The sequence below is a fragment of the Rhizobium sp. TRM96647 genome, from assembly GCF_025780115.1.
In the GTDB taxonomy this organism is placed as follows: Bacteria; Pseudomonadota; Alphaproteobacteria; order Rhizobiales; family Rhizobiaceae; genus Mycoplana.
The window spans coordinates 101,801-113,825 of sequence record NZ_JAOXHF010000011.1 but is presented as its reverse complement, the minus strand read 5'-3'; the positions used below and the strand labels follow the sequence as shown (position 1 = coordinate 113,825).

Annotated in this window: 10 protein-coding genes; 9 read left to right on the top strand and 1 reads right to left on the bottom strand. The window is 67.7% G+C overall.

The annotated features are described in order from the left end of the window. Positions 1-19: 19 nt before the first annotated feature. On the bottom strand, positions 20-1,363 hold the full coding sequence (locus tag OCK02_RS18830; RefSeq protein WP_263814363.1) for a formimidoylglutamate deiminase: 1,344 nt from the start codon (positions 1,361-1,363) through the stop codon (positions 20-22). Between the two features lie 100 nt (positions 1,364-1,463). Between OCK02_RS18830 and hutI the strand changes: the two genes are divergently transcribed. The 9 genes from hutI to OCK02_RS18785 all read left to right on the top strand — a co-directional run bounded on the left by hutI (position 1,464) and on the right by OCK02_RS18785 (position 11,987). Next, a complete protein-coding gene (gene hutI / locus OCK02_RS18825) occupies positions 1,464-2,702 on the top strand; it encodes an imidazolonepropionase (RefSeq protein ID WP_263814483.1) in 1,239 nt (412 codons plus the stop codon). A gap of 40 nt (positions 2,703-2,742) precedes the next feature. Next, positions 2,743-4,278 carry a histidine ammonia-lyase gene (gene hutH, locus OCK02_RS18820; protein WP_263814362.1) on the top strand — a complete coding sequence of 512 codons (1,536 nt, stop codon included), beginning with the start codon at positions 2,743-2,745 and terminating at the stop codon, positions 4,276-4,278. 240 nt (positions 4,279-4,518) lie between these two features. Further along, entirely contained in the window at positions 4,519-5,343 is an 825-nt protein-coding gene (hutG, locus tag OCK02_RS18815; protein WP_263814361.1) for an N-formylglutamate deformylase, read from the top strand. A 13-nt stretch (positions 5,344-5,356) separates the two neighbouring features. After that, positions 5,357-7,042: a urocanate hydratase gene (gene hutU, locus OCK02_RS18810; RefSeq protein WP_263814360.1), complete on the top strand. Its 1,686-nt coding sequence runs from the start codon at positions 5,357-5,359 to the stop codon at positions 7,040-7,042. A 63-nt stretch (positions 7,043-7,105) separates the two neighbouring features. Then, complete coding sequence (locus tag OCK02_RS18805) at positions 7,106-7,690, top strand: HutD family protein (protein WP_263814359.1); 585 nt, start codon at positions 7,106-7,108, stop codon at positions 7,688-7,690. Positions 7,691-7,779: 89 nt separating this feature from the next. After that, entirely contained in the window at positions 7,780-8,766 is a 987-nt protein-coding gene (locus OCK02_RS18800; RefSeq protein ID WP_263814358.1) for an aldo/keto reductase, read from the top strand. 175 nt (positions 8,767-8,941) lie between these two features. Continuing rightward, positions 8,942-9,718 (top strand): ABC transporter substrate-binding protein, encoded by a 777-nt coding sequence (locus OCK02_RS18795; RefSeq protein ID WP_263814357.1) that lies wholly within the window; start codon positions 8,942-8,944, stop codon positions 9,716-9,718. An 81-nt stretch (positions 9,719-9,799) separates the two neighbouring features. After that, a complete protein-coding gene (locus tag OCK02_RS18790) occupies positions 9,800-10,744 on the top strand; it encodes a LysR family transcriptional regulator (protein ID WP_263814356.1) in 945 nt (314 codons plus the stop codon). Positions 10,745-10,862: 118 nt separating this feature from the next. Beyond that, positions 10,863-11,987 (top strand): NAD(P)/FAD-dependent oxidoreductase, encoded by a 1,125-nt coding sequence (locus tag OCK02_RS18785; protein ID WP_263814355.1) that lies wholly within the window; start codon positions 10,863-10,865, stop codon positions 11,985-11,987. Positions 11,988-12,025: the final 38 nt, after the last annotated feature.

The following is a 12,025-nucleotide window of genomic DNA, read 5'->3' as shown; positions in this document are numbered from 1 at the left end:
CGGGCGGACACATACGGGCCTATGCCGCAAGCGCCCGCATGGCTTTTGCGAACCGGTCTGCGATCGCCGCACGTGCGGCATGGCGGCCGTTTTCAACCAGCTTCTTCCCCGCCACCCAGACGGTGTCGGGGAAGGCGCCGCCGGAGAACACAAGCGCGTCAAGCAGCCTGTCGCCGGCCAGGTCGAGGTCGTGGCGGGCACGCAGGCTGACGAAATCGGCCGGCGCGCCGGCTGCGAGCCCCGTCGCGACGCCGAGGGCGGCCGCACCGCCGGCAACCGCCCCGTCGAACAGGGCGCGGCCGGTGGAGCCGCCGGGCGCGGCGATCATGTTACGGCCCCGATGCAGGAGGCGCTGGGAATATTCGAGCTGGCGCAATTCGTCGCCAAGGCCGATCAGCACGTTCGAATCCGAGCCGATGCCGAAGCGGCCGCCACCGGCGACGAAGCGGATCGCGGGGAACGTCCCGTCGCCGAGATTGGCCTCGGTGACGGGGCACAGCCCGGCGATCGCGCCCGACGCTGCCATCCGGTCGGTCTCCGTGTCGCTCATGTGGGTCGCGTGGATCAGGCACCAGCGGCCGTCGACCGGGGCATTGTCCAGAAGCCACTCCACCGGCCGCCGGCCGGACCAGGCGATGCAATCCTCCACCTCTTTCACCTGCTCGGCGATGTGGATGTGGACGGGAGCGTCGCCGGCCATCGCGACGACGGCGGCAAGTTCCCCGGGGGTGACGGCCCGCAGGCTGTGCGGCGCCACGCCGGTGATGCCGCCCGGCAGCGCGGCGGTCAGGTCCTGGCAACGGGCCAGAAGGCGCGCATAGGCCTCGGGATCGTTGACGAAGCGGCGCTGGCCTTCGCCGGGATCGGCGCCGCCGAAGCCGGAACGGGCGTAGAAGACCGGCAGCAGCGTCAGGCCGATGCCGGTCGCCGACGCGGCGGCCACGATGCGCGCCGCCAGTTCGGCGATGTCCGCATAGGGCCGGCCGTCGGCATCGTGGTGCAGGTAGTGAAACTCGCCGACGCGGGTGAAGCCGGCCTCCAGCATCTCGACATAGAGCTGGGCGGCCACCGCCTCGACCTGCTCCGGGGTCATGGAGAGCGCGAAGCGATACATGACGGTGCGCCAACTCCAGAAACTGTCGCCGCCCGGCCCGCGCGTCTCGGCGAGGCCCGCCATCCCGCGCTGGAAGGCGTGGCTGTGGAGGTTGGCCATCCCCGGCACGATCGCGCCATGGCGCTCGTCGGCCGGTTCCGCCGCAACGTCTTTCTCGACCGATGCGATCCGGCCGTCCTTCAGCGTCATGCGAACATTGCTGGCCCACCCCTCGGGCAGCAGCGCCTGCCCGGCGAAAATTGCTGTCACGGCATCGTCCTCCATCCTGGGGCGCAAAATCGGCCTTGCGTGATGATTAATATGTATATACATTATTCAGTATCAAGGAAAGAGCGAAACGATGTCCCAGATGCCCGCAGAGACGACATCAGCGAACGGCAGCGACACGGCGAAGCTGTGGCGAAACGCGAAGCTCGCAACCTTTTCCCCCTCCCTTCCGGGCATGGGGATCGTCGAAAGAGGCGCCATCGCCGTGCGCGACGGGCAGATCGCCTATGCCGGCCCCGAGGCGGAGCTTCCCGCGGCCCTGCGGCTGGCGGAGACGGTCGATTGCGAGGGGCGCTGGATCACCCCCGGCCTGATCGACTGCCACACCCATCTCGTCCATGCCGGCACCCGCGCCAACGAATTCGAGATGCGCCTCGAAGGGGCGTCCTACGAGGAGATCGCGCGCGCCGGCGGCGGCATCGTCTCGTCCGTCAGCGCGTTGCGGGCGGCCTCCGAGGACCGGCTGGTCGAGGAGAGCCTGCCGCGGCTCGACGCGCTGATCGGCGAAGGCGTGACCACGGTCGAGATCAAGTCCGGCTACGGGCTGGACCGCGACAACGAGATAAAGGCGCTGCGCGCTGCGCGCCGCCTGGGTGAGCTGCGCGAGGTCACCGTGCGCACGACGTTCCTCGGCGCGCATGCGCTGCCGCCGGAGATGAAGGGCGACAAGCCCGGCTACATCGAGAAGGTCGTCTCCGACATGCTGCCGGCCATCGCCGAAGCGGGACTGGCCGATGCCGTCGACGGCTTCTGCGAAGGTATCGCCTTTTCGCCGGCGGAGATCGCCCGCGTCTTCGATGCCGCGAGCGCGCTCGGGCTGCCGGTGAAGCTGCATGCCGACCAGCTTTCCAATCTCTCGGGTGCAGCCCTTGCCGCCTCCTACGGCGCGCTTTCGGCCGACCACCTCGAATATACCGACGCCGAGGGCGCGAAGGCCATGGCGCAGGCCGGCACCGTCGCGGCGATCCTGCCCGGCGCCTTCTACTTCATCCGCGAGACGAAGAAGCCGCCGATCGCGCTGTTTCGCGAGCACGGCGTCCGGATGGCGATCGCCACCGACAACAATCCCGGCACCTCGCCGCTGACCTCGCTGCTTTTGACCATGAACATGGCCGCCACCCTGTTCGGCATGACGGTCGAGGAATGCCTCGCCGGCACCACGCGCGAGGCAGCGCGTGCACTGGGACTGCTTGACGAGATCGGGACGCTGGAGGCCGGCAAGCGGGCCGATTTCGCGCTCTGGGACATCGGCCAGCCGGCCGAGCTCGTCTACCGCATGGGCTTCAACCCGCTTTACCGGCGCGTCTATCGCGGCCGCTGAGATCGAATGGCGGCCCTTCCGCCGCACCGGAGAGAACGCAATGACCATCATCCTGCACCCCGGCTCCGTGCCGCTGAAGGATCTCGAGACCATCTACTGGACGGGCGAGCCAGCCCGCCTCGATGCCGCCTTCGACGCCGGGATCGAAAAGGCCGCCGCCCGCATCGCCGAGATCGCCGCCGGCAATGCACCGGTCTACGGCATCAACACCGGCTTCGGCAAACTCGCCTCGATCAAGATCGACGCCGCCGACGTCGCGACGCTGCAGCGCAACCTGATCCTGTCGCATTGCTGCGGCGTCGGCGCGCCGCTGCCGGAAAACATCGTCCGGCTGGTCATGGCGCTGAAGCTCGTCTCGCTCGGGCGCGGCGCTTCGGGCGTGCGCATCGAGATCGTCCGGCTGATCGAGGCGATGCAGGACAAGGGCGTCATCCCGGTCATTCCCGAGAAAGGTTCGGTCGGCGCCTCGGGCGATCTTGCGCCGCTGGCGCACATGGCAGCCGTGATGATGGGCCACGGCGAGGCCTTCTTCGACGGCCAGCGGATGGAGGGCGCGGCAGCACTGGCCGCAGCCGGCCTGACCCCGGTGGAACTCGCGGCCAAGGAGGGGCTTGCGCTGATCAACGGCACGCAGGCCTCCACCGCACTGGCGCTCGCCGGCCTCTTCCGCGCCCACCGCGCCTCGCAGGCGGCGCTGATCACCGGCGCGCTTTCGACGGATGCGGCGATGGGCTCGTCCGCGCCGTTCCATCCCGACATCCACACCCTGCGCGGCCACCGCGGCCAGATCGACACCGCCGCCGCCCTGCGCGCGCTCTTGGACGGCTCGCCGATCCGCCAGAGCCACATCGACAACGACGAGCGCGTGCAGGACCCCTATTGCATCCGCTGCCAGCCGCAGGTGGACGGCGCCTGCCTTGACCTGCTGCGTTCTGTCGCCCGCACGCTGGAGATCGAGGCCAATGCGGTGACCGACAACCCGCTGGTGCTGTCGGACAATTCGGTCGTCTCCGGCGGCAACTTTCATGCCGAGCCGGTCGCGTTTGCCGCCGACCAGATCGCGCTCGCCGTCTGCGAGATCGGCGCGATCTCCCAGCGCCGCATCGCGCTCCTCGTCGACCCCGCCCTCTCCTACGGCTTGCCGGCGTTCCTGGCGAAGAAGCCCGGGCTCAATTCCGGCCTGATGATCGCCGAGGTGACCTCGGCTGCGCTGATGAGCGAGAACAAGCAGCTTTCCCACCCCGCCTCGGTCGATTCCACGCCCACCTCTGCCAACCAGGAGGACCATGTCTCCATGGCCTGCCACGGCGCGCGGCGGCTGCTGCAGATGACGGAGAACCTGTTTGCCATCATCGGCATCGAGGCGATCACGGCGGCACAGGGCGTGGAATTCCGCGCGCCGCTTTCCACGAGCCGGGAGCTGCAGAAGGCGATCGATGCGCTGCGGGCCGTGGTGCCGACGCTGGAGGTGGACCGCTACATGGCCGGCGATCTGGCGGCGGCGGGCGACCTCGTGAGGACCGGTGCGCTCAACGGCGCCGTCTCCGCCGGCATCCTGCCGGCACTGGAGGGGTGAGATGGTTGCTGTTTTGCCGCCAGGCTCCCCTCATCCGACCCTTCGGGCCACCTTCTCCCCGCTGGGGAGAAGAGGGAGCTTGCCGGAACGGCTGAGCGTGAAGTCGCCGTCCTGCAGGTTGAGCGGGCGCTTTGGAAAAAATGAGGGCAGCCGGTTCCCTCTTCTCCCCATCGGGGAGAAGGTGGCCGCAGGCCGGATGAGGGGGGCTTCCCTCCGCCACTTCGACAAAGGTACTTCCGCATGACCACCCCCGTCGTCGAAACCCGCCGGGGTAGCTCCCCCGTCATCCTCGGCTTCCCGCATACCGGCACGGAGGTCCCCGCCGACATTTGGGCGCGCCTCAACGACACCGGCAAGATCCTCGCCGATACCGACTGGCACATCCACGACCTCTATGACGGCCTGCTCGACGGCGTCACGACCGTCCGCGCCACGTTCCATCGCTACGTCATCGACGCCAACCGCGATCCGGCGGGTGCGAGCCTCTATCCCGGCCAGAACACCACCGGCCTCGTGCCGGAGACCGACTTCGACGGCAACACGATCTGGAACGAGGGGGAGGCGCCGACGAGCGAGGACATCGCGGCGCGGCTCAGCGCCTTTCACGCGCCCTACCACGCAGCGCTCGCGGCCGAGATCGAACGGGTGAAGGCCATCCACGGCATCGCCATCCTCTATGATTGCCACTCGATCCGCGCGCACATTCCCTTCCTCTTCGATGGCAGGTTGCCGGACTTCAACATCGGCACCGACATGGGCAGGACCTGCGCGCCGGAGATCGAGGCGGCGGCCGTGGAAGTCGCAACGGACGCGGAAGTCGCAACGGACGCGGAAGGTTACACCGCGATCCTCAACGGCCGGTTCAAGGGCGGATGGACGACGCGGCACTATGGAAAGCCGGAAACGGGCGTCCACGCCATCCAGATGGAACTGGCCCAGGCGACCCATCTTGCGACGGAAGCGCCGCCCTTCGCCTACGACGCGGGCAAGGCGGAACGGCTTCGCGGCCACCTTCAAGCCATTCTCGGACGGATCGAACGGATCGCGCCCGACCTCAAACCCTGAGCCGGAGGAAACGATGACCAATCCCCGACACAACATTCGCGACGTGCGCGCCCCGCGGGGCAACGAGCTGAACGCCAGGAGCTGGCTGACCGAGGCGCCGCTGCGGATGCTGATGAACAATCTCGACCCGGACGTGGCGGAAAACCCGCACGAGCTGGTCGTCTATGGCGGCATCGGCCGGGCGGCGCGCACATGGGACGATTTCGACCGGATCGTTGCGACGCTGAAGGACCTGAACGAGGACGAGACCCTGCTCGTCCAGTCCGGCAAGCCGGTCGGCGTCTTCCGCACGCACAAGGACGCGCCGCGCGTTCTGATCGCCAATTCCAACCTCGTGCCGCATTGGGCGACCTGGGACCACTTCAACGAGCTGGACAAGAAGGGTCTTGCCATGTACGGCCAGATGACGGCCGGTTCGTGGATCTATATCGGCACCCAGGGCATCGTGCAGGGCACTTACGAAACGTTTGTCGAGGCCGGTCGCCAGCATTATGACGGCAATCTCAAGGGCAAGTGGATCCTGACCGCCGGCCTCGGCGGCATGGGCGGCGCGCAGCCGCTTGCCGCCGTCATGGCCGGGGCCTGCTGCCTTGCGGTGGAATGCGACGAGACCCGCATCGATTTCCGCCTGCGCACCCGCTACGTCGACGAGAAGGCGACGTCGCTGGACGAGGCGCTGGCGATGATCGACCGCTGGACGAAGGCCGGCGAAGCCAAATCCGTCGGCCTGCTCGGCAACGCCGCCGAGATCTTCCCCGAACTGGTGCGCCGCATGAAGGCCGGCGGCCCGCGACCCAACATCGTCACCGACCAGACGTCCGCGCACGATCCGTTGAACGGCTACCTGCCGATCGGATGGACCGTGGCGGAGGCGAAAGCCAGGCGCGAAAGCGATCCGAAGGCGGTGGAGGCCGCGGCACGCGCCTCGATGAAAACCCATGTCGAGGCCATGGTCGCCTTCTGGGATGCCGGCGTGCCCACCCTCGACTACGGCAACAACATCCGCCAGGTCGCCAAGGACGAGGGACTGGAGAACGCGTTTGCCTTCCCCGGCTTCGTGCCGGCCTATATCCGTCCGCTGTTCTGCCGCGGCATCGGTCCGTTCCGCTGGGCGGCCCTGTCCGGCAATCCGGAGGACATCTACAAGACCGATGCCAAGGTTAAGGAACTCTTGCCCGACAACAAGCACCTGCACAACTGGCTGGACATGGCAAAGGAGCGCATCGCCTTCCAGGGCCTGCCGGCGCGCATCTGCTGGGTCGGTCTCGGCGACCGCCACAAGCTCGGCCTCGCCTTCAACGAAATGGTCCGCAACGGCGAGCTTTCCGCCCCGATCGTGATCGGCCGCGACCATCTCGACAGTGGCTCGGTCGCCTCGCCGAACCGCGAGACGGAAGCGATGCAGGACGGCTCGGACGCCGTCTCCGACTGGCCGCTGCTGAACGCGCTGCTCAACACCGCCTCGGGCGCCACCTGGGTCTCGCTGCACCACGGCGGCGGCGTCGGCATGGGCTTCTCCCAGCACTCCGGCATGGTGATCTGCTGCGACGGCTCTGACGATGCCGACCGCCGGCTGGAGCGGGTGCTGTGGAACGACCCGGCCACCGGCGTCATGCGCCACGCCGATGCGGGCTACGACATCGCGCTGGATTGCGCTCGGGACAAGGGCCTGCGCCTGCCGGGCATCCTCGGGAACTGACTGAAAACCGCGATCGTGCCGGGCCTCAGATCGTCATGAGGCCTGGACACCAAGGATCAGAGCATGCGTCGTCTGGAACCGAAAATCCTCGCCAGCGCCCGTCATCGCCGCATGCCGTGGAAGAACGGTGGCGGGGAGACGGTGGAGGTGGCCGTATTCCCGGAAGACAGCGACCTTGCCGACTTCGGCTGGCGGGTCAGCATGGCAACGGTTGCGAGTGACGGGCCGTTCTCGCTCTTTCCCGGCATCGACCGGACGCTCGCGCTCCTCTCCGGCCAAGGCATGGAACTGGAAATCGAGGGAACGGGGTGGCATTTGCTGATGCCGGAATGCACGCCCCTCGCCTTTCCGGCCGACGTGCCGACATCGGCACGACTGACCGGCGGCGCGATCACTGACCTGAACGTGATGACGCGACGCGGGCTGTTCCGCCACACGCTCAGGCGCATTCGGCCCGGATCGGGGTCGAAGCTGGACACCGCGCATGACTGGACCCTCGTGCTTGCCTTCGCGGATCTGGAGATCGTGGCCGCGGGCACGTTGTTCAGGCTGGCGCCCCTGGATGTGCTTCTCATGGAAGGCCGGCGCGAAGCCGCCATCGACCGCCCCGGAGGCGACGCCTACCTGATCGGCATCGACAGGCTCTGACCGAGGGCTTCCGACTTGGCCTGACTCCCGGGCTTGTCGGCCGGATGCGACGGCGCTACACCGGCGCATCGAAAGATGGGAGACGAGAGATGAGACACCGGCAGTTCGGACGCACCGCCTTCACCACCACGGATATTGGCTTCGGCGCCTGGCAGATCGGCGGCGCCTGGGGCGACGTCAGCGAGGCCGACGGGCGCTCCGCCCTCAACGCCGCGCTCGACGCCGGCATGACCTTCATCGACACCGCCGACGTCTATGGCGACGGCCGCTCGGAGAAGATCATCGCCGACGTCCTGAAGGCGCGCGGCGGCACGCGGCCGATGGTGGCGACCAAGGCGGGCCGCCGGCTGTCGCCGCATACTGCCGACGGATACACCAAAGCCAATCTCGAAGGTTTCATCGACCGCAGCCGCAAGAACCTGCAGGTGGACCGGCTGGATCTCGTCCAGCTTCATTGCCCGCCGACCGAGGTGTTCTACCGGCCGGAGGTGTTCGAGGGGCTGGAGGAGATCAAGGCGTCCGGCAAGATCGCCGATTACGGCGTCAGCGTCTCGACGGTCGAGGAAGGGCTGAAGGCGATCGAATATCCGGGCGTCGTCAGCATCCAGATCATCTTCAACATCTTCCGGCAGCGCCCGGCGCACCTGTTCCTCAAGGAGGCTGCGCGCCGGAACGTCGCGGTGATCGCCCGCGTGCCGCTCGCAAGCGGCCTGCTGTCCGGCAAGATCACCCGCGAAACCGCGTTCGCCGCCGACGATCACCGCGCCTTCAACCGCCACGGCGAGGCCTTCGACGTCGGCGAGACTTTCGCCGGCGTTCCCTTCGAGGTGGGGCTGCAGGCGGTCGAGGAGGTTCGCAGGCTGGTGCCGGCGGGTGCGGGCATGGCCGCCTTTGCGCTTAAATGGATCCTGATGAACGATGCGGTCAGCGTCGTCATCCCCGGCGCACGCAATGCGGCGCAGGCCGAGGCCAATGCGAGGGCCGCCGATCTGGCGCCGCTCTCCGCCGAGGTGATGGCCGCGACCGCCGACATCTACGACCGGCTCGTGGCGCCGCACGTCCACCATCGCTGGTAGGCGAACGATCCCGTTTCCCGCAAGGTCCGCAGGGGCGGAATGCGGGTCCGGCCTTGCACAAGGCGCATAAACGTGAATGATATCCGCTATCATGCCTATCTATTTCGTTTATACTTCGTGCAGCGCTAGGCTCGCCTCACCCGTTCAAAAAAGCACTGGGAAAAGGGGAACGATCATGAACATGAGCATTGCCGCGCTGGCGCTTGCCGCTGCCAGCCTTCTCGCCACGACCGCATCCGCCGAGACACTGACGATCGGCACGGAGGGCGCCTATCCGCCCTTCAACTACCAGGAACCCTCCGGCAAGCTCGGCGGCTTCGACGTCGATATCGGCCTTGCGCTCTGCGAGAAGATGAAGGTCGAATGCGAGGTCGTCGCGCAGGACTGGGACGGCATCATTCCGGGCCTGCAGGCGAAGAAATACGACATGATCATCGCCTCGATGTTCATCACCGACGAGCGCAAGAAGCAGGTGTCCTTCACCGACCCCTACTATCTCGCCGCCATGACCCATGCCGCACCGAAAGGCGCGGGCATCACCGACTTCACCAACGAGGGAATGGCGGGCAAGACCATCGGCGCCCAGTCCGGCACCACGCAGGCCGACTACGTCGCCGCCGTCTATCCCGATGCCGACATCAAGCTCTATCCGACCCAGGACGAGGTCAACCTGGACATGGCGAACGGCCGCCTGGATCTGCAGGTGGGCGACATGATCCCGCTGCTCGACTGGGTGACGAAGAACGACGACGGCAAGGCCTGCTGCGAACTGATCGGCGAGCCGATCACCGACAAGAAGTTCGTCGGCGAAGGCGTCGGCATTGCCGTGCGCCAGGAAGACACCGCGCTCCGCGAGCGGATCAACCAGGCGCTGAAGGATATCCGCGCCGACGGCACCTACCAGAAGATCAACGAAAAATACTTCAGCATCGACGTCTATACGATGAAGTAGAGGCCGCTTTGGGCCGCCATCCTCCTGACGCACGGGAGGATGGCCGCCCGGCGCCCGCCACCAAACCGGGCCTCTGTCTCCATGCCGACCAATCGTCTCGAACGCTTTGCCCACAATCTCGACTGGAACCTGCTTCGCACCTTCATCGTGGTGGTCGAGGAAGGCAGCATCACGCGGGCGGCCAACCGGCTCCTGCTGCAGCAGCCGGCCGTCAGCATGGCCTTGAAGCGGCTGGAGCAGACCGTCGGCCACAAGCTGATCGACCGCCGGCCGGGACGCTTCGAACTGACCGAAGCGGGCGAGCGGCTGCACGCGCTCTGCCGCGACATCTTCACCGCCGTCGTGCGCCTGCCCGAGGCGATGGAGCCGACCGGTCACGACGTCACAGGCCACATCACCATCCACACCGTCAGCCATGCGCTGAACCCGGACTGGGACCGGGCGCTCGCCGCCTTCTTCCGGCTGCATCCGCGGGTCACCGCGGGCGTGAAGGTGGAAACCACCTCCGACGTGATCCGGTCGGTAGAACGCGGCATCGCCACGCTCGGCATCTCCGACGGCATCATCCCCGCAGGCCTCGCCTGCGCGCCGTTCTGCATCGAGACCTACGCGCTCTACTGCGGCCGTGACCACCGGTTGTTCGGCACCGACGGCGTCGGGCTCGAGGCCCTGCGCGGCGAACCCTATGTCAGCTTCATCTCCGACGTCCTCGGCGGGCCGCACATGGGGCCGGTCACCGCCGTGCGCGCGGTGGGCTCGTTCGGCCAGCAGGTCCGGGCGATCGCCTTCAACGTCGAGGAGGTGCTTCGGCTCGTCATCGCCAATGCCGGCATCGGCATGCTGCCGGTGCATCTTGCCCGGCCGGCGCTGTCGGCCGGCGAACTCTGGCAATTGCCGCCCTACAACGACCTGCCGCAGACGGAGACCTTCCGCATCACCAATCCGGGCGCGGCCCTCAACCCGGCCGAACGCGCCTTCCTGGCGCATGTCGTAAGCGTGCCGCCCTTCCGGCACCCGTCTTCATAAACGAAATCGATAACCGCCTTCATCCCTATAAATTTGAACGGGGGTAAAAGCTCGCGTAGATCAGGCCCGACACAGCTGGCCGGACGTCCGGCGACCTCACTCCAAGGGGATCAGGAACATGCAGCACCATGACGTAGCCATCATCGGCGGCGGGATCGCCGGCCTGTCGCTGGCCTCTTTCCTGGCGCCGCATCGTTCGGTCGCCGTGCTCGAGCGGGAGGCGGCTAACGGCTATCACAGCACCGGGCGCTCGGCGGCCGAGTTCACGCTGCGCGACAACGCCCCGCCGGTGAACGCGTTTGCCCGCGTCAGCCATGCCTTCATGGCGGAGCCGCCGGAGGGGTTCGCCACCGTTCCGCTGCTGACGCCCCGCGGCAGCCTCTGGATCGGCACGACCGGCAAGGAGGACGCCGTGGAGCGCGCCCGGCTGGCTGCGGAGGACGCCGGCGTCGCTGTCGTGCCCCTGACCATCGAGGAGGCCGTCCGGCGCGTGCCCTTCCTCGACCCCGCCTATCTCGGCGCCGCCTATTTCGATCCCGACTACTGGGACATCGACGTGGACCAGCTGCTGCAGGGCTATGCCCGTTCGGCCCGGCGGGCGGGAGCGGTGCTGCTCTCCGGCGCCGAGCTTCTGAATGCGCGCCACGACGGCCGGCGATGGAGCCTCGAGACCTCGGCGGGCGCGATCACGGCCGATCTCGTCGTCAATGCGGCGGGCGGCTGGGCGGACACCGTTGCCGCCCTTTGCGGCGTCACGCCTGCCGGCATCGTTCCGCACCGTCGCACTGCAATTACCGTCGAGCTGCCGGCCGGGATCGACGCGGGCGCGCTGCCGGAGATCAACGAGATCGACGACACCTATTATTTCAAGCCGGATGCCGGCCGCCTGCTGGTCTCGCCGGCGGACGAAACGCCCTGCGAGCCCGCCGACGTGCAGCCGGAGGAACTCGACGTCGCCTATGCCGCCCACTATCTCGAGGAGGCGACGACCCTGACGGTCGGCCGTATCGCCAGCAGCTGGGCCGGGCTGCGCAGCTTCGCAGCCGATCGCCTGCCCGTCATCGGCCCGGCCAGAGACAATGCCGCCTTCTTCTGGCTCGCCGGCCAGGGCGGCTTCGGCATCCTGACCTCGCCCGCGATCGGCCAGCTCGCCGCCGGCCTGATCGCCGGCCTGCCGCTTCCGGACGCCTTCGCCGGGGAGGGTATCGATCCGGCCGTCTTCTCGCCCCGCCGCTTCGATTGAGGCCGGGCACGCGGCAGAGCCGAAAATGCGAAGGGGCG

Bases quoted from the DNA above. Each gene is read 5' to 3' on its own strand.
- OCK02_RS18800 (WP_263814358.1), top strand. From the start codon at position 7,780: ATGAGACACCGGCAGTTCGGACGCACCGCCTTCACCACCACGGATATT.
- OCK02_RS18805 (WP_263814359.1), top strand. From the start codon at position 7,106: ATGCGTCGTCTGGAACCGAAAATCCTCGCCAGCGCCCGTCATCGCCGC.
- hutU (WP_263814360.1), top strand. From the start codon at position 5,357: ATGACCAATCCCCGACACAACATTCGCGACGTGCGCGCCCCGCGGGGC.
- hutG (WP_263814361.1), top strand. From the start codon at position 4,519: ATGACCACCCCCGTCGTCGAAACCCGCCGGGGTAGCTCCCCCGTCATC.
- OCK02_RS18785 (WP_263814355.1), top strand. From the start codon at position 10,863: ATGCAGCACCATGACGTAGCCATCATCGGCGGCGGGATCGCCGGCCTG.
- hutI (WP_263814483.1), top strand. From the start codon at position 1,464: ATGCCCGCAGAGACGACATCAGCGAACGGCAGCGACACGGCGAAGCTG.
- OCK02_RS18790 (WP_263814356.1), top strand. From the start codon at position 9,800: ATGCCGACCAATCGTCTCGAACGCTTTGCCCACAATCTCGACTGGAAC.
- hutH (WP_263814362.1), top strand. From the start codon at position 2,743: ATGACCATCATCCTGCACCCCGGCTCCGTGCCGCTGAAGGATCTCGAG.
- OCK02_RS18795 (WP_263814357.1), top strand. From the start codon at position 8,942: ATGAACATGAGCATTGCCGCGCTGGCGCTTGCCGCTGCCAGCCTTCTC.